Genomic DNA, 20,987 nt, shown 5'->3' with positions numbered 1-20,987 from the left:
CACTCACAAAATGGGGCCGCTACGCAGCCCAGCGGGAGCAAGCTCCCTCGCCACAACAGCCCTCTGTCCTTGAAGGATTGCCGTGGGCATCAAGCTCTGCGGCCCGTTTTTCGAGGGGGTGACTATGAACCCCCAGCGCAGCACGTTACAGACCCACCTGAAAGCCAAAAAACCGTATCAGTACGCGACAGAAGGCCGCAGGTATGCCCTGCATCTGATCCGCATAAATTGATTTTTCCTGAGTCTGTTTTGTTTTCGGTCATGTTTCTACAGTGCATCCCATGCCAGACCGGGTGGCCTGGCAAGTCTTTGCATGGATGAACTGACCATGAGCACAGCAACAATCGGACAGGCCTATAACTACAAGGTCGTCCGCCAATTCGTCGTGGCAACCGTGGTATGGGGTGTGGTTGGCATGGCCATGGGCGTGTGGATCGCCTCGCAACTGGTGTGGCCCGAGATGAACCTCGACCTGCCGTGGACCACCTTTGGCCGCTTGCGCCCGCTGCACACCAGCCTGGTGATTTTCGGCTTTGCCGGCAGCGCGCAATTTGCCGCCAGCTACTACGCGGTACAGCGCACCTGCCAGGTACGGCTGTACTCGGACAAGCTCGCCGCGTTCACCTTCTGGGGCTGGCAATCGGTGATCGTCAGCATGCTGATCACCCTGCCCCTGGGCTACACCACCACCAAGGAATACGCCGAGATCGAATTTTCCGGCGCGGTGTGGATGAGCGTGGTCTGGGTCGCGTACGCCATCGTGTTCTTTACCACCGTGGTGCAGCGCAAAACCAGGCATATCTATGTCGGCAACTGGTTTTTCGGCGCGTTCATCCTGGTGATCGCCATGCTGCACGTGGTCAATCACCTGTCGATTCCGGTGGGCTGGTTCAAGTCGTACCCGGTGTATGCCGGGGCCACCGACGCCATGGTGCAGTGGTGGTACGGGCACAACGCGGTGGGCTTTTTCCTGACCACCGGGTTCCTCGGGATGATGTATTACTTCGTGCCGAAACAGGTGGGCCGGCCGGTGTATTCCTATCGTCTGTCGATCGTGCATTTCTGGGCACTGATTACTTTGTACATCTGGGCCGGTCCGCACCACTTGCACTACACCGCACTGCCGGACTGGGCGCAGTCGCTGGGCATGGCGATGTCGCTGATCCTGCTGGCACCCAGCTGGGGCGGCATGATCAACGGTATGATGACCCTGTCCGGCGCCTGGCATAAGTTGCGCACCGACCCGATCCTGCGCTTTCTGGTGCTGTCCCTGGCGTTCTACGGCATGTCAACCTTCGAAGGCCCGATGATGGCGATCAAGACCGTCAACGCCCTCTCCCATTACACCGACTGGACCATCGGCCACGTCCACGCCGGCGCGCTCGGCTGGGTGGCGATGATCACCTTCGGCGCCACATACCACATGGTGCCGAAAGTCTTCGGTCGCGAGCAGATGCACAGCACGCCGCTGATCAACGCGCACTTCTGGCTGGCAACCATCGGCACCGTGCTGTACATCGCCTCGATGTGGGTCAACGGCATCACCCAGGGCCTGATGTGGCGGGCGATCAACGACGACGGCACCTTGACCTATTCTTTTGTAGAGGCCTTGCAGGCGAGCCACCCTGGGTTTCTGGTGCGCTTTATTGGCGGGGTGTTCTTCCTCAGCGGCATGCTGCTGATGGCCTACAACGTGTGGCGTACCGTGCGGGTGGCGGACGTGAGAATGGCTGAGCGCGATGCGCAGATCGCCTGAGCGAGGAGCTTGAGATGAGTGAATTCGTGTTGAATCTGTTCGGCGTCGTGGGGTTCTGGCTGAGCATCGAGTATTGCCTGAAACACCAGACCCGCGAGAGCCTGGATGAGGCCAGCCTGATCCCGTTTGCCGACGACCCGGAGGTGGCAAAACGGGTGGAATTGGCGACGGGCAAGACGGTTAAAGCGGTTGCGCCAGAGGAAGCGAAGCCGGGATGGGGGAATATCGAAGCCTGATCACCCATTTCCGATCAACACCAGACCCCCTGTGGGAGCAGGCTCGCTCCCGCAGGGGTTATATGTGCGGTTCGGGAGAACTCAGCCGCGTTCGCGCGGGATCAGGCTCTGCAACTGCTGCGCCAGGAAATTTGCATCGAATGCAAAGGTGTCCGGGTCTTTCAAGCCATTGGTCTTGCGCCACTGCCAATGACTGGCCGGTGGCAGGCACACCAGTGAAACACTGCCATAGCGCGCCGCCGTCAACCCCATCACCGCCAACGAAATCTGTCCGCCCGCGCCCATCACATCCGGCACGAACTCCACCGGTTTGCCGGCAATCACCACCGTCAATTTCTCGGTCTTGAAGGTCGACGTCTCAACTGCAACACTCGGCCCGAATGCCACATACGCCTCGCGGCTCACTTCCAGCAGATTCGGCACCTGTACCGGCTCCAGCCACAGCTGGATCTGATCGAACAACTCGCCAATGCGCGTCGCCCACACGGCCGATTGCGATTCAAACACCTGCTTCTTGTGCGCTTCACTTTCTGCGTAGTGGCGAAGCATTTCGCCCAGTTGCTGTACGTCGTCCATTGCGGTGTTCCTTTGGTTGAAGCGCTGCTGCGGACTTTGAGCATGGCAGATGCACGCCGCCAGCGTACGACTAAAAGCGTGAGCGGTATTGGCTGGGGGTCATGGCCAGGTGCTTGCGAAAGGCGCTGCCCATGTGCGACTGATGCGCGAAACCGGCATCCAGGGCGATGCTGGACAGGGGCAGATCGGTACGTTCGATCATCTGGCGGGCGGCCTGAAGCCGGACTTCAACCAGATAGGCATGGGGCGTGAGGCCGATAACCCGGGTGAAATCGCGCAGCAAACGCAGCTCGTTCTGCCCATAGGTGGCGGCCAACTGCTCAAGCGTCAAGGGCTCGTGAAAGTGTTCGGCGATCTGGTCCAGCACCTCAATCAACGCTTTCGGCCGAGAGCGCTGTGGCTTGGCGATGTCCGAGCCGGTCAGGTCGACAAAACCCAAAGCGCACTGTTCCAGCGCCAAGCGGTCCACCTGCGCAGCGAGCATCAGCCGCCGCACCTCGTGGGCCAGGCGCAACGCCTGTCGATTGCCGGCAGACTGCAGGCGATGATTCACCGGGGGCAGATGCTGCTCTGCGAACGAGTCATCCAGTTGCAGCAGCAGGTACTCACCGCCACTGCCCGACTCGGAAAACACCTCGACGCCCCTCGGCGTGTACGCCAGCACGCCGGGCAAGGTGTCGAAATCCACCCGCCGGTCACTGTCGATCGCGTGCACGCCCTGCTGGCGTTCCAGGGTGATGCCCAGTGTGCGCCATCGCGCCGGGTCACGGGCGCTGTAGGCGGCACGCGGCAACAGTTGCAGGGTGATTTTGCCGTCCAGCAGGCGTTGGCTCAGCATGTGAAATTTCCTGATAGATCGGGACCAGAAACCACGGGACACTCGCTGCACAAGGTATCCATCAACGGGAGCACGACATGCGTACCATCGGCCTTATCGGCGGCATGAGCTGGGAGTCCAGCGTCGAATATTATCGCCTCATCAACCAGCAGGTCCGCGACCGTCTCGGGCCGTTGCGTTCAGCACAATTGCTAATGTACAGCGTCGACTTCGGGCCTGTCGAACAGGCTCAGCACGCCGGGCGCTGGGACGATGCGGCGGCGATTCTGGTGGATGCCGCGCGCAGGCTGGAGGCCGGTGGCGCCGACTGCGTGGTGCTGTGTACCAACACCATGCACAAGGTGGCCGGGCAGATTCAGGCGGCCATCGGCATTCCGTTTCTGCACATCGCCGACCCGACTGGCGACGCGGCTGTGGCGGCGGGTGCGCTGAAAGTCGGCTTGCTGGGCACCGCGTTTACCATGGAACAGGATTTCATCAAGGACCGGCTGGCGGCCAAGGGCTTGACGGTGCTGGTGCCGGACGCTGAAGAACGGGCGGCGGTGCACCGGATCATCTACGACGAGTTGTGTGTCGGGGTGATCAGCGAGGACTCGCGACGGGTGTATCAGCAGGTCATTGAATCACTGGCTGAACGCGGGGCTCAGGCAATTATTCTGGGGTGTACTGAAATTACACTGCTGATCAAGCCGGAGCACAGTGAGTTGCCGTTGCTCGATACCACAGAACTGCATGCGCGGGCGGCGGTCGGGTTTGCGTTGGGGGAGTGATCACTAGACCTTGGGATATCACAGACGGTGCACCTCAGGTTTGGGGCATGCTGCGCAACCGCGCCATGCTCAGCGTATCCACCAGCCTGCCATCGCGTACCGCGTGGTCGCGAAACAGGCCCTCCTCCACAAAACCGAACTTGCGGTACAGGCCGATGGCCGCCTCATTATCGGCGTACACCGACAGTTCGACCCGCCGCAGGTTCATCCAGTTATCGGCCACGTCCAGCGCCGCCGCCAGCAACATCGAGCCCACGCCCTTGCCCTGCCATTCCCGCGCCACGGCCATGCCAATGCTGCCGGCGTGGCTGCGGCGGATCCGCGAGAATTGCTCAAGGCCCAGGTTGCCGATGACGTTGCCCTGATGCAGCGCCACCAGTTGCACCACCCGCTCGTTATCCGGCGCCAGGCGTTTGCGCCAGACTTCGGTGGACTGAAACGGCATTTGCAGCACCTGGCGGGTGATCAGCGGGTCGTTGTAGAGCGCGGTAATCCCCTCGATGTGGGATTCGTTGAAGCGTGCGAGGGTGATGGCGTCGGGCATGCTCTTTCTTCCATGAAGCGTGTGTGGCCGCCTACTGTAAACCGGCGGCCGCGTCGATGGCGAGCCTCAGACCGGCGTCGGCAACCACAACCGGAAACGCGCCCCTCCCAGCGGCGATGCTTCTACGGTCAGCGTCCCGCCCTGGGCCTCCAGCGCCCGGCGGCTGATGGCCAAACCGAGGCCAAAACCACCGGTAGCCCGGTCACGGCTGCGGTCCAGGCGGTAGAACGGTTCGAAAATCCGCTCACGCTCATCGTCCGGAATGCCGATGCCGTCGTCATCGACCCAGATTTCACAGCCTTTGGGACAGACCCGCACGCCAATCTGAATGCGCTTTTCGCAGTAGCGCATGGCGTTGCGCAGCAGGTTCTGAATCGCCCGGGCGGTCAGGCGCGGGTCGAGGGAGAAGCGTTCTAGCTGGCCATGCAGCAGCACGTCGATGACGATGTCCGGGGACTCCAGTTCATCGTCGACGCTGCCCAGAATGCTGTCGATAAACTCGTCCAGCAGCACTTCGACCTGTTCCGGCACACGCGCCGGGTTTTGCAGGCGGCTGTAGGAGAGCAATTCCAGCACCAGCTCATCCAGCTCGCGAATGTGTCCGACCAGGCCTTGCAGGCGCTCGCGGCTGGCGACCGGCAAGTCTTCGGACAGCGCCAGGGCCAGGCCGAAATCCAGGCGCGTCAACGGTGTGCGCAATTCGTGAGACACCGCATTCAGCAGGTCGCGCTGCTGGTTGAGCAGGTTTTCAATGTCGCCGGCCATGGTGTCGAACACGTTGGCCAGGCTGCCGATGTTGGAGCTTTTGGCAATCTGCGTGCGTTCACTCAGATGGCCTTTGCCGAAGCGTTCGGCGGTGCTTTTCAGACGTTCCAGGTCGCGCCAGTGCGGGCGCAGCCACAGCAGCAGGCAGGCAAGCATGGTCGCGCCGATCAGTACGTTGATGCTCCAGTACAACAGGCTGACGTCCATCGGGTCCGGCGGCACCACCATCTGCACCGCCATCTGCTCGTTGAGCGGTGCCACCGCCAGCGTGCGCCAGCCCCAGTCACCGATGCGCACTACGTTCTCGCCGGCTTGCAGGCGTTCGCGTTCGTACAGGGTGAATGCGTCGTCGTCCTTGCGCGTCAGCACGATGTGCAGCGGCTGGAAGTCACTGTCCATCTCGGCCGCCAGCGCCGGCCATTGCGCTTCGGGCACGGCATGGAACTGGCGGACGATCAGGGTTTGCAAACCACGCGAGTAATCGAGGTTGTAGGTGACAAAGCGCTCATGGAACACCTTGATCACCAGGTCCGGCACCAGGTAGATCGCCGCGCTGAACGAAACGATGGTCACCAGGTACAGGCGGAAAAGGATTCTGAACATCGGCTCAGCATTCCCACTCGGAGCGGCTGAACAGATAACCCTTGCCCCACACGGTCTTGATCTTGCGCGCTTCGCCGGCGTGGTCGTCGAACTTGCGCCGCAGCTTGGAGATTGCCACGTCCACCGAACGGTCGGTGCCGTTGAATTCGATCCCGCGCAGACGTTGCAGAATCTGGTCGCGGCTCAGCACTTCGCCGGCATGCCGGGCCAGCACCACCAGCAGGTTGTACTCGCCGCTGGACAGCTCCACCAGTTGCTCGCGCCAGGTCACGGTGCGTTCGGACAAGTCGATGCACAGGTTGCCCATCAGGATCCGGTCGTTGGCGGTCAGCGGTTCGCTGAGGCTGCTGCGGCGCAACAAGGTACGCACGCGGGCCAGCAGCACCCGTGGCTCGCAGGGTTTGGTGACGTAGTCGTCGGCACCCATTTCCAGGCCCAGCACTTGATCATGGCTGTCGTCACGGGCAGTGAGCATCAGGATTGGCAGCGTTGCCGAATCCGCACGCAGCAGGCGGCAGACTTGCAGACCGTCGAGGCCCGGCAACATCAGGTCGAGGATCACCAGGTCCGGCGGATTGACCCGGGCACGTTCACGCACGTGATCGCCACGGCTGATCACACTGACGCAGTAGCCGTTGCGTTCCAGGTAGCTGGCGATCAGTTCGGAGAGCGCGGTGTCGTCTTCGACCAGGAGGATGTTGGGCATGGGGGGTGTTTCCAGAGAGTGCGGTGGCGACTGGCAGGGCCTCATCGCGAGCAAGCCGCTCCCACAGGGTTTGAGGTGATCACACATTTGGTGAACACCACCGCCCACTGTGGGAGCGAGCTTGCTGGCGATAGCAATCTATCAGGCGCAATAAAAATCAAGGAGTGAAGGATATACGCCCTCACTCGTCTTCGAGTAAAACCCTTACACAATTTCACACAGCGCCTACAAAGCTTAACCGCTACCCTCGCCCCCTCCCCGTAGGATGCCGGGGTCATTATTGGGGTATTCACATGTCAAAGAATCTGCTTGCCACGCTCAGCCTGATGGTTCTGGCCTTGACGCTGAGCGCCTGTGACAAGTCCTCGACCGCCGAGGAAAAGGCGCCCCTGGCCACCGTGCGCATCGAAACCATAGAGGCCCGGCCCCTGACCATCAACAGCGAATTGAGCGGGCGGATTGCCGCGCCGCGTATCGCCGAAGTCCGCGCCCGGGTAGCCGGCGTCGTGCTGCAACGCACCTTCCATGAAGGCAGCGACGTAAAAAAGGGCGATGTGCTGTTTCGCATCGACCCGGCGCCGTTCAAGGCTGACCTGGACAGCGCCCAGGCGGCCTTGCGCAAGGCCGAGGCCAATGCGTATCAGGCGAAGTTGCAGGAGCAGCGTTATTCGCAGTTGATCGAAGGCAATGCCGTCAGCGGCCAGGACTACGACAACGCCCGCGCCAGCGTCCGGCAAACCGCCGCCGACGTGGCGGCCAATAAAGCCGCCGTGGAACGGGCGAAGCTGAACCTCGGCTACGCCACCGTCACCGCGCCGATTTCCGGGCGCGTGGGCCGTGCGCTGGTCACCGAAGGCGCGCTGGTTGGCCAGAACGAAACCACGCCGCTGGCGCTGATCCAGCAGTTGAACCCGATCCATGCCGACCTGACCCAGTCGACCCGCGAACTCAACGACCTGCGCCGCGCGTTCCGCTCCGGCCAGTTGCAGCAGGTCGGCCAGGACCAGGCCAAAGCCACGCTGATTCAGGACGATGGCAGCCTGTACCCGCTGCCGGGCAAGCTGCTGTTCGCCGACATCAGTGTCGATCCGGGCACCGGCCAGATCATCCTGCGCAGCGAGTTCCCCAACCCGGACCTCGACCTGCTGCCCGGCAGCTTTGTGCGGGTGCGACTGGAGCAAGCGGTGAACCGCGAAGGCATCAGCGTGCCGCAACGGGCCATTTCCCGTGACAGCGCCGGCATCGCCCACGTGCTGTTGCTCGACAGCGAGCAACGGGTCGGCTTGCAGCCGGTCGAGCTGGGCGCGGTGCAAAACGATCGCTGGATCATCAACGGCGGCCTCAAGTCCGGCGACCGCATCGTCGTCGAGGGTTTGCAGCACGCCAAGCCCGGCGAAAAAGTCCAGATCGACGACACCCCTCTTCCCCTCGCCCAGACTTCCGGGCAGTAAGCAGGACGCATTTTTATGCCGCAGTTCTTTATCGACCGCCCGGTGTTCGCCTGGGTCGTCGCCCTGTTCATCCTGCTGGCCGGCGCCTTGGCCATCCCGCAGTTGCCGGTGGCGCAGTACCCCGATGTCGCGCCGCCGCAGATCGAAATCTATGCCGTGTACCCAGGCGCCTCGGCGCAGACCGTGGACGAAAGCGTGGTCAGCCTGATCGAGGAAGAACTCAACGGCGCCGATCACCTGTTGTATTTCGAATCCCAGAGCAGCCTCGGCAGCGCCACGATCAAGGCCACGTTCCAGCCGGGCACCAACCCGGAAATGGCCCAGGTGGATGTGCAAAACCGCCTGAAAGTGGTGGAGTCACGCCTGCCGCAAGCAGTAAATCAGCAGGGTTTGCAGGTGGAGAAAGTCTCCTCCGGCTTCCTGCTGCTGATCACCCTCACCTCCAGCGACGGCAAGCTCGACGACGTGGCGCTCAGCGACTACCTGGCGCGCAACGTGATGAACGAGATCAAGCGTCTGGACGGCGTCGGCAAGGCGCAGCTGTATGGCGCCGAACGGGCGATGCGGATCTGGATCGACCCGCGCAAGCTGATCGGTTTCAACCTGACCCCGGCTGACGTGAATGCCGCCATCGTCGCGCAGAACGCGCAGGTGTCGGCGGGCAGCATCGGCGATCTGCCGACCCGCAGCACCCAGGAAATCACAGCAACCATTCTGGTCAAGGGCCAGTTGTCGACGCCTGAAGAGTTCGCCGACATCGTGCTCAAGGCCAACCCCGACGGTTCCACCGTGCGCATCGGCGACGTGGCGCGGGTGGAGATCGGCAGCCAGGACTACCAGTTCGGCACCCGTCTGAACGGCAAGCCATCCACCGCCGTCAGCGTGCAGCTGGCGCCGGGGGCCAATGCTCTCAGCACCGCAACGCTGGTGCGGGCGAAGATGGACGAGCTGGCGCGCTACTTCCCGGCGGGCGTGGAATACAAGATCCCGTACGACACCTCGCCGTTCGTCAAAGTCTCGATCACCAAAGTGGTGTACACCCTCGGTGAGGCGATGCTGCTGGTGTTTGCGGTGATGTTCCTGTTCCTGCAGAACATCCGCTACACGCTGATCCCGACACTGGTGGTGCCGGTGGCGCTGATGGGCACCTTTGCGACCATGCTCGCGCTGGGTTTTTCGATCAACGTGCTGACCATGTTCGGCATGGTGCTGGCCATCGGCATTCTGGTGGACGATGCCATTGTGGTGGTGGAGAACGTCGAGCGGATCATGGTCAGCGAGGGCCTGTCGCCCAAAGAGGCCACGCGCAAGGCCATGAAACAGATCACTGGCGCGATCATCGGTATCACCCTGGTACTGGTGGCGGTGTTCATCCCGATGGCGTTCATGCAGGGCTCGGTCGGGGTGATTTACCGCCAGTTCTCCCTGTCGATGGCCACCTCGATCCTGTTCTCGGCGTTCCTCGCCCTGACCTTGACCCCGGCGCTGTGTGCAACGCTGCTCAAGCCTATTGCCAAGGGCGAACATCACGAAAAAGGCGGTTTCTTCGGCTGGTTCAACCGCCGCTTCGAGCAATTGACCGTACGTTATCAGGGCTGGGTCGCCTATGCGCTGAAGCGCACCGGGCGATATCTGTTGATCTACGGCGTGCTGTTGATCGGTCTGGGCGTGTGCTTCAGCCGTCTGCCCTCCTCGTTTCTGCCGGTGGAAGATCAGGGTTACACCATCACCGACATCCAGCTGCCACCGGGCGCGAGCAAGAACCGCACGGTGCAGGTGGTGGAACAGATCGAAGCGCACAACGCCAAGGAACCGGGCGTGGGCGATACCACGGCCATTCTCGGCTTCAGCTTCTCCGGCAGCGGGCAGAACGCCGCACTGGCGTTCACCACGCTCAAGGACTGGTCGCAGCGCGGGCACGATGATTCGGCCAGTTCAATTGCCGACCGGGCGAACGCCGCCCTGAGCCAGATCAAGGACGCCATGGTCTTCTCTGTGCTGCCGCCTCCAGTCGATGGCCTGGGCACCTCCAGCGGTTTCGAGTTCCGCTTGCAGGATCGCGGCGGCCTCGGCCATGCCACGCTCATGGCGGCACGCGAGCAACTGCTGGCCGCTGCCGAGAAAAGTCCGGTCCTGACGAATGTACGCGAAAGCGCCCTGGCCGAAGCGCCGCAGGTGCAGCTTGAAGTGGACCGTAAACAGGCCAACGCCCTGGGCATTTCCTTTGCCGACATTGGCAACGTGCTGTCGACGGCGGTCGGTTCCAGCTACATCAACGACTTCCCCAATCAGGGGCGGATGCAGCGGGTGGTGGTGCAAGCCGAAGGCGATCAGCGCAGCCAGGTGGCTGACCTGCTGAAAATTCACGTACGCAACAACGCCGGAAAAATGGTGCCGCTGTCGGCATTCGTCCAGGCCAAATGGACGCAGGGCCCGGCGCAACTGACCCGCTACAACGGCTATCCGGCGATCAGCATTTCCGGTGAACCGGCCCCCGGCCACAGTACCGGTGAAGCCATGGCGGAAATCGAACGACTGGTGGCGCAAGGGCCGGCGGGATTGGGCCAGGAATGGACCGGGTTGTCGCTGCAAGAGCGGCTGTCCGGCAGTCAGGCGCCGATCCTGCTGGGCCTGTCGCTGCTGATCGTGTTCCTGTGCCTGGCGGCGCTGTATGAGAGCTGGTCGATTCCGACCTCGGTGCTGCTGGTGGTGCCACTGGGTGTACTCGGTGCAGTGCTGGCGGTGACGTTGCGCGGGATGCCCAACGACGTGTTCTTCAAGGTCGGGCTGATCACCATCATCGGTTTGTCGGCGAAGAACGCGATCCTGATCATCGAGTTCGCCAAGAGCCTGTATGACGAAGGCCACGACCTGATCGATGCGACCCTGCAAGCGGCACGCCTGCGCTTGCGGCCGATCGTGATGACGTCGCTGGCGTTCATCCTCGGCGTGGTGCCGCTGGCGATTGCCACGGGCGCCAGCTCGGCGAGCCAGCAGGCCATCGGCACCGGGGTGATCGGCGGGATGATCACCGCGACACTGGCGGTGCTGTTTGTGCCGGTGTTCTTTGTGGTGGTGATGAAACTGGTGGGCAAGCGCCACAAGAACCTCTGACCCAACAGGGTTCCCATGTGGGAGCGGGCTTGTGTGGCGAGGGGATTTAGCGGTGCGGCGCTCCGCTAAATCCCCTCACCACAAAAGTCTTCTCCCACAGGGGGATATCATCGTTTCCCCGGGTGTGGTCACACCACACCCCCTTGGGCTAAGGTGTGGCAATACCCTGACTCATCGAGCCGCCATGCCCTTCCTCGCCCGCACCCACCCTCGCCTGTCCGCCGCCACCGTTCTCGGTCTCGGCGTCGGCATCCTGGTACCCGCCGACACGCTGATCAGCAAAATCCTCATCGGCTGGAACGCCGGGGTCTGGACGTATCTGGTGTTGATGCTCTGGCTGACCATCCGCGCCAAGGCGCCGGACGTGAAGCGCATCGCCGAGGTCGAGGACGAAAATGCCGGGCTGGTGTTGTTCGTGGTGTGTATTGCGGCCTTGGCCAGTCTGGCGACCATCACCCTGGAACTGGTCGGCACCAAAGACCTGGACACCACCCACAAGCTGCTGCACTACGGGTTTACCGCTGCGACGGTGATCGGCTCCTGGCTGTTGATCGGGATGATTTTCAGCGTGCACTACGCCCGGCTGTTCTACACCTGGGACGGCAAGGAACCGGCACTGCGCTTCGCCGAAGGCCTGACCACGCCCAACTACTGGGACTTCCTGTATTTCTCGTTCACCATCGGTGTGGCGGTGCAGACGGCGGACGTCGGCGTGGGCACCCGCACCATGCGCAAGATAGTGCTGGCGCAATCGCTGATCGGCTTTCTGTTCAACACGGCGATTCTCGGCTTTTCAATCAATATCGCGGCGGGGCTGTTCGGCTGATGGCTGCACAAATCTTCTAGAAGATGATCACGGGACGGGCGTCAAATACACCGGCCAACCGCTGCGCAGGTGCTGCATGACCACTCACAACTGGATCGACCTGAACCAGGACGCCGACACCGGCATCGAGACCCTGCGCGCGCACTTCAAAGGCCACGCCTACGACCCGCACTGGCACGACAGTTATCTGGTGGGCGTCACCGAACAGGGCGTGCAGCAGTTCAATTGCCGTCGGGCCAAATATCACAGCACGCCGGGCAAGGTGTTTTTGCTGGAGCCGGGCGACATTCACGACGGCGACGCACCCACCGAGTTCGGTTTCACCTACCGCATGCTGTACCTCGACCCCCAGTGGCTGGCGCGGGAACTGAGTGCCCTGTTCGAAGAAGCGCCGCCGAGCAGCCAGTTGAGTGTTGCCAACATCCTGACCACCGACCCGCGACTGGCCACCGCCACCAGCCTGGCCTTCCAGAGCTTGCATGGCGGTGAACTGAAAATCGTCCGCCAGAGTGCCCTCGACGGCTTGCTGGAACAACTGACCCGGCACCTGCGCTGGCGCACCCGCCAGGGCGAAGACCCGCGCCTGCCATTGGTGGCGCACAGGGCGCGGGAATTTCTGCACGCCAACGCCCACCTCGACATCGGACTCGATCAACTGGCGGCGGCCACCGGGGTGGATCGCTTCCGCCTGAGCCGCGCCTTCAAGGCCGCTTACGGACTGGCGCCCCACGCCTATCTGGTGCAACTGCGTCTGTCCAAGGCCCGGCGCCTGCTTGCCGGCGGCCTGCAACCGGCGGCAGTGGCCATGGAATTGGGCTTTGCCGATCAGAGTCATCTTGGGCGCTGGTTCGTTCGCGCTTATGGCATGACGCCGGCGATGTACCGCAAGCGTTGCTCAAATCTTCCAGACAGCTGAGCGCCACGACCGGGAAGATCGGGTCATTGATCTTCACTGGAGTTTGCCTGCGATGCTGTCCTCTTTCCCGACGTTGCTGCCTTTTCTGCTGTTCGCCATGGTCGCTTCGATCACCCCCGGCCCGACCAATATCCTGATATTGAGCAACAGCGCCCGCTACGGCCTGGCGGCGGCGGTGCCGATCATCTTTGGCGCCTGTGCCAGTGCGGCCATCCTGATGTTGCTGGTGGGCAGCGGCGCAGGCTCCTGGCTGACCTCGCTGCCCGGGGTGCAAGCGACGATGCAATGGGGCGGCGTGGCCTGGCTCAGTTATCTGGCGTGGCGGATTTTTCGCGCGCCGGCCGAGGCCATCAGTGCTCGGGACAATCAGCCCAGGCTCAGCATGGCGGGCGCCGCCGGCCTGCAATGGATCAACCCGAAAACCTGGATGATGGCGCTGGTGGTGGTCAGCGTTTTCGCCGGAGCTGGCGAGCAGCGTCTGCTGCACGTGGCATCGCTGTCGCTGGTATTTTTCCTGATCTCCCTGCCCTGCCTTGGCGTCTGGGCCTTGCTCGGCGCCGGCTCCGCGCGCTGGTTGCACTCGCCCAAGGCGATGCAACGCTTCAACCGGTTGATGGCCCTGCTGTTGCTGGTATCGGCCTGGGCCAGCCTGTGGGTTTGATTGCCTTTGGTCGTTAGTCGACTACTCGGTCTTGAGCATTCACTTGACGGCGGATTTGTTTTTAGTGTTTCCTGAAACCGGTTTCAGCGTGTGAGTCATGACGCCAAACCCGATAAATCCAATAAGAAGGTCTGCCACCGTGAACACCTTTTCCGCCGCCCAGCGTAGCCGCGTGACCATGCTTGATGTCGCCGAACGCGCCGGCGTTTCCAAGGCCAGCGTCTCGCGTTTCATCGGCGACGACCGCGCCCTGCTCTCCGAGGCCATCGCCCTGCGCATCGAGCAGGCGATCAATGAACTGGGCTACCGCCCCAACCAGATGGCCCGCGGCCTGAAACGCGGGCGTACCCGCCTGATCGGCATGCTGGTGGCCGATATCCGCAACCCCTATTCGATTGCCGTGATGCATGGTGTGGAAACCGCCTGCCGTCAGCACGGCTACAGCCTGGTGGTGTGCAACACCGACCGTGACGACGAACAGGAACGCCAGCACCTGGCGCTGTTGCGCTCGTACAACATCGAAGGCCTGATCGTGAATACCCTGGGCCATCACCGTGACGAACTGCGCGAACTGCACCGGGAAATGCCCATGGTGCTGGTGGATCGCAAGGTCGATCAGCTGGACAGCGATCTGGTGGGGCTGGACAACCCGGCCGCAGTCGAGATGGCGCTCAGTCACCTTGAGGAACGGGGCTATCGGGACGTGCTGCTGGTGACCGAACCGTTTGACGGCACCAGCTCGCGGATCGAGCGGGTCGGTGCTTTCAAGGCGCAAATCGAGCAACGTCCGGCGTTGCGCGGCGCGGTGCTGGACACCGGCAGCGATCTGACCCGACACCTGAAAACCTTTCTGGCAGATACCGGTCATGGGCCGAAAGCGCTGTTCTGTGCCAACGGGATCGCCGCATTGGCCAGCACCCATGCGTTGCGTGAGTTGCAGTGCAAACTGTTTGAGGATGTCGGGCTGATCGCCCTGGATGATCTGGATTGGTATCCGTTGGTGGGCAGCGGGATTACCGCGCTGGCGCAGCCGACGGCGCAGATTGGCGCCAGTGCGTTTGAGTGTCTGCTCAGGCGCTTGCGAGGGGATGAGGGGCCGGTGCGGACGCTGGATTTTGCCGCGCAGTTGATTGTTCGAGGTTCAACCGTTGGGGATTTGCGGTGACTGGAGTGGCCCCATCGCGAGCAAGCTCGCTCCCACAGGGGATTTTCAGCGCACATAAATCCCCTGTGGGAGCGAGCTTGCTCGCGATGGGGCCGGCAAGCCCACCAAACTATTTTTTTGAACAAAAATGAAACCGGTTTCAGAGGTAGATAACAATGAATAAACCACCCGTTTCCATCAGCCTGTCCAGCTACGGCGCCGATCTGGTTCGCCAGCGCGGCCAAGGCAGTTTCATCGAACTCCTTGCCGCCGCCGGCGCCACACGTATCGAATGGCGCGAAGAGTTGCTGACCACCGAAGACCCGGCGCAGCTGGCCGCCGACACTCAGGCCCAAGGCCTGGAAAGCATCTATTCCTCGCCCACCGAGCTGTGGCTGGCCGGCCAGTCCAGGCCCAACCCGGAGCTGGCCGACGCCCTGCAACACGCCCAGGCGTTCGGGGCGAAATGGCTGAAAGTCTCGCTCGGCTATTTCACCGACAACAACGACCTCCAGGCCTTGGCCCGCCAATTGAGCCAGAGCCCGGTCCAGTTGCTGGTAGAAAACGACCAGACCTTGCACGGCGGCCGTCTCGAGCCGTTCCAGCGTTTCTTCAGCGCCATCGAACACCACAACCTGCCAGTCAGGATGACTTTCGACATCGGCAACTGGCAGTGGCAGGACCAGTGCGCCGCCAGCGCCGCACGTTTGCTGGGGCGCCATGTCGGTTACGTGCACTGCAAAGCCGTGACCCGTCGCGCTGACGGCAAGCGGGTGGCGATACCGCCGGGCGCCACGGACCTGCATGAGTGGGAACAACTGCTTCGGCACATGGCCCAAGGTGTCATGCGGGCGGCGGAGTACCCGCTGCAAGCCGAGGATCTGCTGCAACTGACGACCGACACCGTCGCCACCCTCGCCCACCTCGGTCAGTCCCGCCTGGAGAGTGCCCATGTCTGAGATCGATGTTCTGTCGTTTGGCGAAACCATGGCCATGTTCGTGGCCGAGCAAAGCGGTGATCTGGCTGACGTGGGTCAGTTTCACAAGCGCATTGCCGGGGCCGACAGCAATGTCGCCATTGGTCTTTCGCGGCTCGGGTTCAACGTGGCGTGGCTGAGCCGGGTGGGTGCCGATTCCCTCGGTCGTTTCGTGGTCGACACGCTGGAAAACGAAGGCCTGGATTGCAGCAATGTGGCCGTCGACGCCGCGCACCCGACCGGCTTTCAACTCAAGTCGCGTGCCGACGATGGCAGCGACCCGGTGGTCGAGTATTTCCGTCGAGGTTCGGCGGCCAGTCACTTGTCGCCGCAGTCAATCGCGCCGCCACTACTGACTGCGCGGCACCTGCATGCCACCGGCATTCCCCCGGCGCTGTCGCCGACCGCTCGGCAAATGTCTTTCGAATTGATGACCCGCATGCGCGAGGCCGGACGCAGTGTGTCCTTCGACCCCAACCTGCGCCCGAGCCTGTGGGCCAGCGAGCAGCAGATGATCGGCGAGATCAACCGCCTCGCCGCCCTCGCCCACTGGGTGCTGCCGGGCTTGAGCGAAGGCCGCTTGCTGACCGGTTTCGAAGACCCGGCGGACATTGCGGCGTTTTATCTGGATCAGGGCGTCGAGGCCGTGGCGATCAAGCTCGGGCCGCACGGTGCCTATTACCGCACGCAGTTGCATCAGGGTTTTGTGCCGGGCTTCGCGGTGCAGACCGTGGTCGACACGGTCGGCGCCGGCGATGGTTTTGCCGTCGGCATGATCAGCGCGCTGCTGGAGAACCACTGCTTTGCCGAGGCGGTACAGCGCGGCAACTGGATTGGTAGCCGAGCGGTGCAGAGTCGAGGGGATATGGAAGGGTTGCCGACCCGCCTTGAAATGACTGTCGAACTTGAGGCCGTCATCGTCGGTAATCCAATCACTGAAGATTTCTAAACCGTTACCTGCTGCGACAAAAACAACAAGCTCAGGAGCACCATCATGACAACTGCCTCACTCGCCACCCGCCGCTGGTGGTACATCATGCCCATCGTGTTCATCACCTACAGCCTGGCGTACCTGGACCGGGCCAACTACGGCTTCGCCACCGCCTCGGGCATGGCCGAAGACCTGATGCTCACCCCCGGCCTGTCGTCGCTGCTCGGCGCGCTGTTCTTTCTCGGCTACTTTTTCTTCCAGGTGCCAGGGGCGATCTACGCGCAGAAACACAGCGTCAAGAAGCTGATTTTCGTCAGCCTGATCTTCTGGGGCGGCCTGGCCACCCTGACCGGGATCGTCTCCAACGCCTACTGGCTGATCGTCATTCGCTTCATGCTCGGCGTGGTCGAAGCGGCAGTCATGCCGGCGATGCTGGTGTACCTGTGCTACTGGTTCACCCGTGCCGAACGTTCGCGGGCCAACACCTTCCTGATCCTCGGCAACCCGGTGACCATGCTGTGGATGTCGGTGGTCTCGGGGTATCTGGTGCAGCATTTCAGCTGGCGCTGGATGTTCATCATCGAAGGCATGCCAGCGATCATCTGGGCGTTTATCTGGTGGCGCCTGGCGGACGAGCGTCCGGCCCAGGCCAAGTGGCTGAGCGAGCAGGAGAAGCAGGACCTGGAAAGCGCCCTGGCCGCCGAGCAGGTCGGCATCAAGGCGGTGAAGAACTACGCCGAGGCGTTTCGCTCGCCCAAGGTGATCATCCTGGCCTTGCAGTTTTTCTGCTGGAGCATCGGCGTCTACGGCTTTGTGCTGTGGCTGCCGTCGATCCTCAAGGCCGGCCTGAAGATGGACATGGTCGAGGCCGGCTGGCTGTCGGCGTTGCCGTATCTGGCGGCGGTGATCGGCATGCTCGCGGTGTCCTGGGGCTCGGACAAACTGCAAAAGCGCAAACGCTTCGTCTGGCCGCCGCTGCTGATCGCCTCGTTTGCGTTCTACGGCTCCTACGCGTTGGGCGCCGAACATTTCTGGTGGTCCTACAGCTTGCTGGTGCTCGCCGGGGCCTGCATGTACGCACCCTACGGTCCGTTTTTCGCCATCGTCCCGGAGATCCTGCCGGCCAACGTCGCCGGGGGTGCCATGGCGCTGATCAACAGCATGGGCGCCCTCGGTTCGTTTGGCGGTTCTTATCTGGTCGGCTACCTGAACAGCTCCACCGGTTCGCCCGGCGCCTCCTATCTGTTGATGAGTGGCGCGTTGCTGGTGTCGGTGGTGCTGACGATTTTCCTCAAGCCCGGCGCCAGTGACCGGGTGCAGACCGAGGCCGCACCGAAGCGGCCAATCGTTGCCCATTCCTGAATCGATATTGAGATCAAAGCGATGAAAAAGCAGGTCGTGTTGTACAAGAAACTCTCGCCAGCACTCATGGCTCGCCTGCATGAGAAAACCGAGGTGACGCTGGTCGAAAGCCTCGACGCCGAGGGCCTGGCACAGCTGCGCGCCGCCCTGCCCCGCGCCCAGGGCCTGCTCGGCGCCAGCCTGAAACTGGACGCAACGTTGCTCGACCTGGCGCCGAATCTGCAGGCCATCGCCAGCGTGTCAGTGGGCGTCGACAACTACGACATCGACTATTTGACCCAGCGGAAAATCCTGCTGAGCAACACCCCGGACGTCCTCACCGAAACCACCGCCGATACCGGCTTCGCGCTGATTCTGGCGAGCGCTCGGCGCGTGGTAGAGCTGGCGAACATGGTTCGTGACGGGCAATGGAAGCGCAACATCGGTCCCGCGCAGTTCGGCACCGACGTTCACGGCAAGACCCTGGGCATCATCGGCATGGGCCGCATCGGCGAGGCGCTGGCCCAGCGCGGGCATTTCGGTTTCGGCATGCCGGTGATCTACCACAGCCATTCGCCGAAGCCAGCGGTGGAAAAACGATTCGATGCGCAATACCGCAGCCTGCCGCAGCTGTTGCAGCAAGCCGATTTCGTTTGTCTGACGCTGCCATTGACCGCGCAAACCGAAGGTCTGATCGGCACGGAACAGTTCGCGCTAATGCGGCCCGAGACGATCTTCATCAACATTTCCCGAGGCAAAGTGGTCGACGAAGCCGCGCTGATCGAAGCCCTGCGCAAAGGCCAGATCCGCGCCGCCGGGCTAGATGTGTTCGAGCGTGAGCCGCTGAGCGCTGAATCACCGTTGTTGCAGTTGAATAACGTGGTCGCCACACCGCACATCGGTTCGGCGACCCATGAGACACGCGAAGCGATGGCGCGCTGTGCGGTGGAAAACCTGTTGGCGGCGCTGGCAGGTGAACGGCCGGCGAATCTGGTGAATTCGCAGGCCTGGAGCTAAGTCGTCGATACCCACCGCCAGCCCAGCGATCACGGTCCTGGCGGTGCGTCCCAGGCGATGGTCACGGTTCGATTTTCATTGACCGTGGCACGAAGGTTTTGCGGTGGAGCGGGTTTTTTATCAGGCAACGCCGGACCAACCAGTATCTCGCTTGCCTTCGATATATTGTTGCCAGTGGCTTTCGCTCGCACTGCAAATCTGTATTCGCGCTCGGCACTGAGCCCGGTTATCACGCAAGGCGGCCGTGCTATTTCAATGAGCCCGATACCCTCGCCGGATATTTCGTAACCCGATGCATCCGGGCAAAAAAGACAGGCCGCATAAGGTTCGTCCCAGTAGAGCACGATTGAAGTAGGAACAGGCCGACCGGATCTCAGATAGCCCGGAGCGCAGATGCGGTCTCCCGTGTAGGCGCGGGTGGTGAACGGCGTCGAGACATAAGGCGAAAAATAATCGCCACCCTGCCGGCTTGTCCCTTTGGCGCGAACTTTGAAAACGTGCCCGGTCCTTTCCTTGAGTCCGGTTACCTGGAATTTTTTCTCGGCCTGCGTCGCCAAGTGACGGTCGTCCAGATAAATTTCATACAGGCTGCCGCCCGGATGATTTGCCGGCGCCCACCAACTGAAAGAGGCTGATTCGTCCGTCAGCTCATCCAGCGTCAGACTGGATGGTGCGTCAAAAACCGCTGTCGTGGCGCTGATCGTGGACGGCGCGGATTCACCACTGGCGTTGAACGCCCGGACCTCGATGAAATACCGGGTTTCAGGTCGCAGATGCTGAATCAGATGAGTCAAGTACTCCGTTGTTTCGGTGGCAATGATTTCATGTCGCCCATCGTCCAGACCGTAACTGACTTTGTAGGGCGGCTCTGGGTACGATGCCCAGACGACACGAATAGTGTGGTGAGTAGTGACCGTGTGCAAAGGGCCCGGGCGCGAGGGTATCGGCGGGCCGTCGAGGGTTTTCTCTATCACGCGGGCCGGCGCTGATTCTCCATTGTGATTGCGCGCACTCACCTCGGCAAAGTAGAGGGTGTTTTTGCTCAAGTCTTTCAGTGTTGCTCGTAAAAGCTCTGTAATGACCGTATTGACCGCACCGCCAGGCTCGACTCCGAAACGGATGACATAGTCCAACGCGTCCGGCGAGGCGGACCATTGAAGGTCCATCGTGGTGACTGCTGGCGTTGCGCGAACGCTCGCAGGTGCTGCCGGTGGCCGCAGGGTTTGCTTGACCACCCGCACGGGTGCCGAGTCGCCAATATCGTTTGATGAACAAACTTCAAAGTAATAGTTGGTATCGGGCGCCAGGTGAGTGAAGGCGTGGCGGGTACTGAGCGAAACGTCGGTCTTGATCACCGGCCCGCTGGGGGCCAGTCCATAAACGAGCTTGTAGCTGGAAGCATTGGCGACGCCAGTCCAGGTCAGGACCATGGCATCGCTGGCAGGCGTGGCGACCAGCTGTGTCGGGCTCGCCGGCAGTGCTGTCGCGGGCTTGGTCGTTTCATCCACGTACGGGCCTGAAGCAGACTCTTCATCATTCTCAAGCCCGTATGCACGGATGCGGTATCGGGTCCCCGGATTAAGATTGCTGACGATGTACGAAGCCGTTCCGATCGGTAGATCGACCTGGTCAATCATCGTGTCACCGATCTGCCACTTCAGCCGGGTCTGGGTGACAGGGCCTGCGGAGTATGCCCATTGGACCCGGATAGACGTCTCGGTCTTGGACATGACAACGAAAGCGGCCGGAGGAACGACCCTCAGGATTTCAGGCGATGGTGCGTCATGCTCGCTCATTTCAGAAGGTCTCGGACAA

Annotated in this window: 19 protein-coding genes; 13 read left to right on the top strand and 6 right to left on the bottom strand. The window is 62.1% G+C overall.

Features of this window, described 5'->3' with window-relative positions; translation table 11 throughout:
- Positions 1-328 precede the first annotated feature (328 nt).
- On the top strand, positions 329-1,756 hold the full coding sequence (ccoN, locus tag POF45_RS29555; protein WP_282317413.1) for a cytochrome-c oxidase, cbb3-type subunit I: 1,428 nt from the start codon (positions 329-331) through the stop codon (positions 1,754-1,756).
- Positions 1,757-1,770: 14 nt separating this feature from the next.
- On the top strand, positions 1,771-1,992 hold the full coding sequence (locus POF45_RS29550; RefSeq protein ID WP_259494509.1) for a cbb3-type cytochrome c oxidase subunit 3: 222 nt from the start codon (positions 1,771-1,773) through the stop codon (positions 1,990-1,992).
- A gap of 81 nt (positions 1,993-2,073) precedes the next feature.
- Here the strand turns inward: POF45_RS29550 and POF45_RS29545 are convergent, their stop codons facing one another.
- A complete protein-coding gene (locus POF45_RS29545) occupies positions 2,074-2,568 on the bottom strand; it encodes a hypothetical protein (RefSeq protein WP_259494510.1) in 495 nt (164 codons plus the stop codon).
- A gap of 70 nt (positions 2,569-2,638) precedes the next feature.
- Complete coding sequence (locus tag POF45_RS29540; protein WP_282317412.1) at positions 2,639-3,406, bottom strand: AraC family transcriptional regulator; 768 nt, start codon at positions 3,404-3,406, stop codon at positions 2,639-2,641.
- A gap of 77 nt (positions 3,407-3,483) precedes the next feature.
- Between POF45_RS29540 and POF45_RS29535 the strand changes: the two genes are divergently transcribed.
- Positions 3,484-4,176 carry an aspartate/glutamate racemase family protein gene (locus POF45_RS29535; RefSeq protein WP_259494512.1) on the top strand — a complete coding sequence of 231 codons (693 nt, stop codon included), beginning with the start codon at positions 3,484-3,486 and terminating at the stop codon, positions 4,174-4,176.
- 34 nt (positions 4,177-4,210) lie between these two features.
- On the opposite strand, the gene POF45_RS29530 is transcribed toward POF45_RS29535, so the two are convergent.
- From POF45_RS29530 to POF45_RS29520, 3 genes are all read right to left on the bottom strand, one after another.
- A complete protein-coding gene (locus POF45_RS29530; protein ID WP_259494513.1) occupies positions 4,211-4,720 on the bottom strand; it encodes a GNAT family N-acetyltransferase in 510 nt (169 codons plus the stop codon).
- A gap of 66 nt (positions 4,721-4,786) precedes the next feature.
- Entirely contained in the window at positions 4,787-6,088 is a 1,302-nt protein-coding gene (locus POF45_RS29525) for an ATP-binding protein (RefSeq protein WP_282317411.1), read from the bottom strand.
- Positions 6,089-6,092: 4 nt separating this feature from the next.
- A complete protein-coding gene (locus POF45_RS29520) occupies positions 6,093-6,794 on the bottom strand; it encodes a response regulator (protein WP_052964682.1) in 702 nt (233 codons plus the stop codon).
- A 293-nt stretch (positions 6,795-7,087) separates the two neighbouring features.
- Between POF45_RS29520 and POF45_RS29515 the strand changes: the two genes are divergently transcribed.
- The 10 genes from POF45_RS29515 to POF45_RS29470 all read left to right on the top strand — a co-directional run bounded on the left by POF45_RS29515 (position 7,088) and on the right by POF45_RS29470 (position 19,172).
- Positions 7,088-8,245, top strand: a complete 1,158-nt coding sequence (locus POF45_RS29515; protein ID WP_259494515.1) for an efflux RND transporter periplasmic adaptor subunit — start codon at positions 7,088-7,090, stop codon at positions 8,243-8,245.
- A gap of 15 nt (positions 8,246-8,260) precedes the next feature.
- Positions 8,261-11,359, top strand: coding sequence for an efflux RND transporter permease subunit (locus POF45_RS29510; protein WP_259494516.1), 3,099 nt, complete (start codon positions 8,261-8,263; stop codon positions 11,357-11,359).
- A 184-nt stretch (positions 11,360-11,543) separates the two neighbouring features.
- The gene (locus POF45_RS29505; RefSeq protein WP_282317410.1) at positions 11,544-12,185 is read left to right on the top strand and encodes a DUF1345 domain-containing protein; all 642 of its coding nucleotides are present in this window, start codon (positions 11,544-11,546) and stop codon (positions 12,183-12,185) included.
- Between the two features lie 76 nt (positions 12,186-12,261).
- A complete protein-coding gene (locus POF45_RS29500; RefSeq protein WP_282317409.1) occupies positions 12,262-13,101 on the top strand; it encodes an AraC family transcriptional regulator in 840 nt (279 codons plus the stop codon).
- Positions 13,102-13,153: 52 nt separating this feature from the next.
- On the top strand, positions 13,154-13,762 hold the full coding sequence (locus POF45_RS29495) for a LysE family translocator (protein WP_282317408.1): 609 nt from the start codon (positions 13,154-13,156) through the stop codon (positions 13,760-13,762).
- Between the two features lie 139 nt (positions 13,763-13,901).
- Positions 13,902-14,927 (top strand): LacI family DNA-binding transcriptional regulator, encoded by a 1,026-nt coding sequence (locus POF45_RS29490; protein WP_282317407.1) that lies wholly within the window; start codon positions 13,902-13,904, stop codon positions 14,925-14,927.
- A 155-nt stretch (positions 14,928-15,082) separates the two neighbouring features.
- Positions 15,083-15,865, top strand: coding sequence for a sugar phosphate isomerase/epimerase family protein (locus POF45_RS29485; protein ID WP_282317406.1), 783 nt, complete (start codon positions 15,083-15,085; stop codon positions 15,863-15,865).
- Positions 15,858-16,832 (top strand): sugar kinase, encoded by a 975-nt coding sequence (locus tag POF45_RS29480; RefSeq protein ID WP_282317405.1) that lies wholly within the window; start codon positions 15,858-15,860, stop codon positions 16,830-16,832. The genes POF45_RS29485 and POF45_RS29480 overlap by 8 nt, the downstream gene beginning before the upstream one ends.
- Positions 16,833-16,877: 45 nt before the next feature.
- Positions 16,878-18,176 (top strand): MFS transporter, encoded by a 1,299-nt coding sequence (locus tag POF45_RS29475; protein ID WP_282317404.1) that lies wholly within the window; start codon positions 16,878-16,880, stop codon positions 18,174-18,176.
- A 21-nt stretch (positions 18,177-18,197) separates the two neighbouring features.
- Entirely contained in the window at positions 18,198-19,172 is a 975-nt protein-coding gene (locus tag POF45_RS29470; RefSeq protein WP_282317403.1) for a 2-hydroxyacid dehydrogenase, read from the top strand.
- 29 nt (positions 19,173-19,201) lie between these two features.
- Here the strand turns inward: POF45_RS29470 and POF45_RS29465 are convergent, their stop codons facing one another.
- Positions 19,202-20,968 (bottom strand): fibronectin type III domain-containing protein, encoded by a 1,767-nt coding sequence (locus POF45_RS29465; RefSeq protein WP_282317402.1) that lies wholly within the window; start codon positions 20,966-20,968, stop codon positions 19,202-19,204.
- Positions 20,969-20,987: the final 19 nt, after the last annotated feature.

The organism is Pseudomonas fungipugnans (genome assembly GCF_029955235.1).
GTDB classification, from domain to species: domain Bacteria; phylum Pseudomonadota; class Gammaproteobacteria; order Pseudomonadales; family Pseudomonadaceae; genus Aquipseudomonas; species Aquipseudomonas fungipugnans.
The sequence above is the reverse complement of the archived record's forward strand: the minus strand, read 5'-3'. Positions and strand labels throughout refer to the sequence as shown.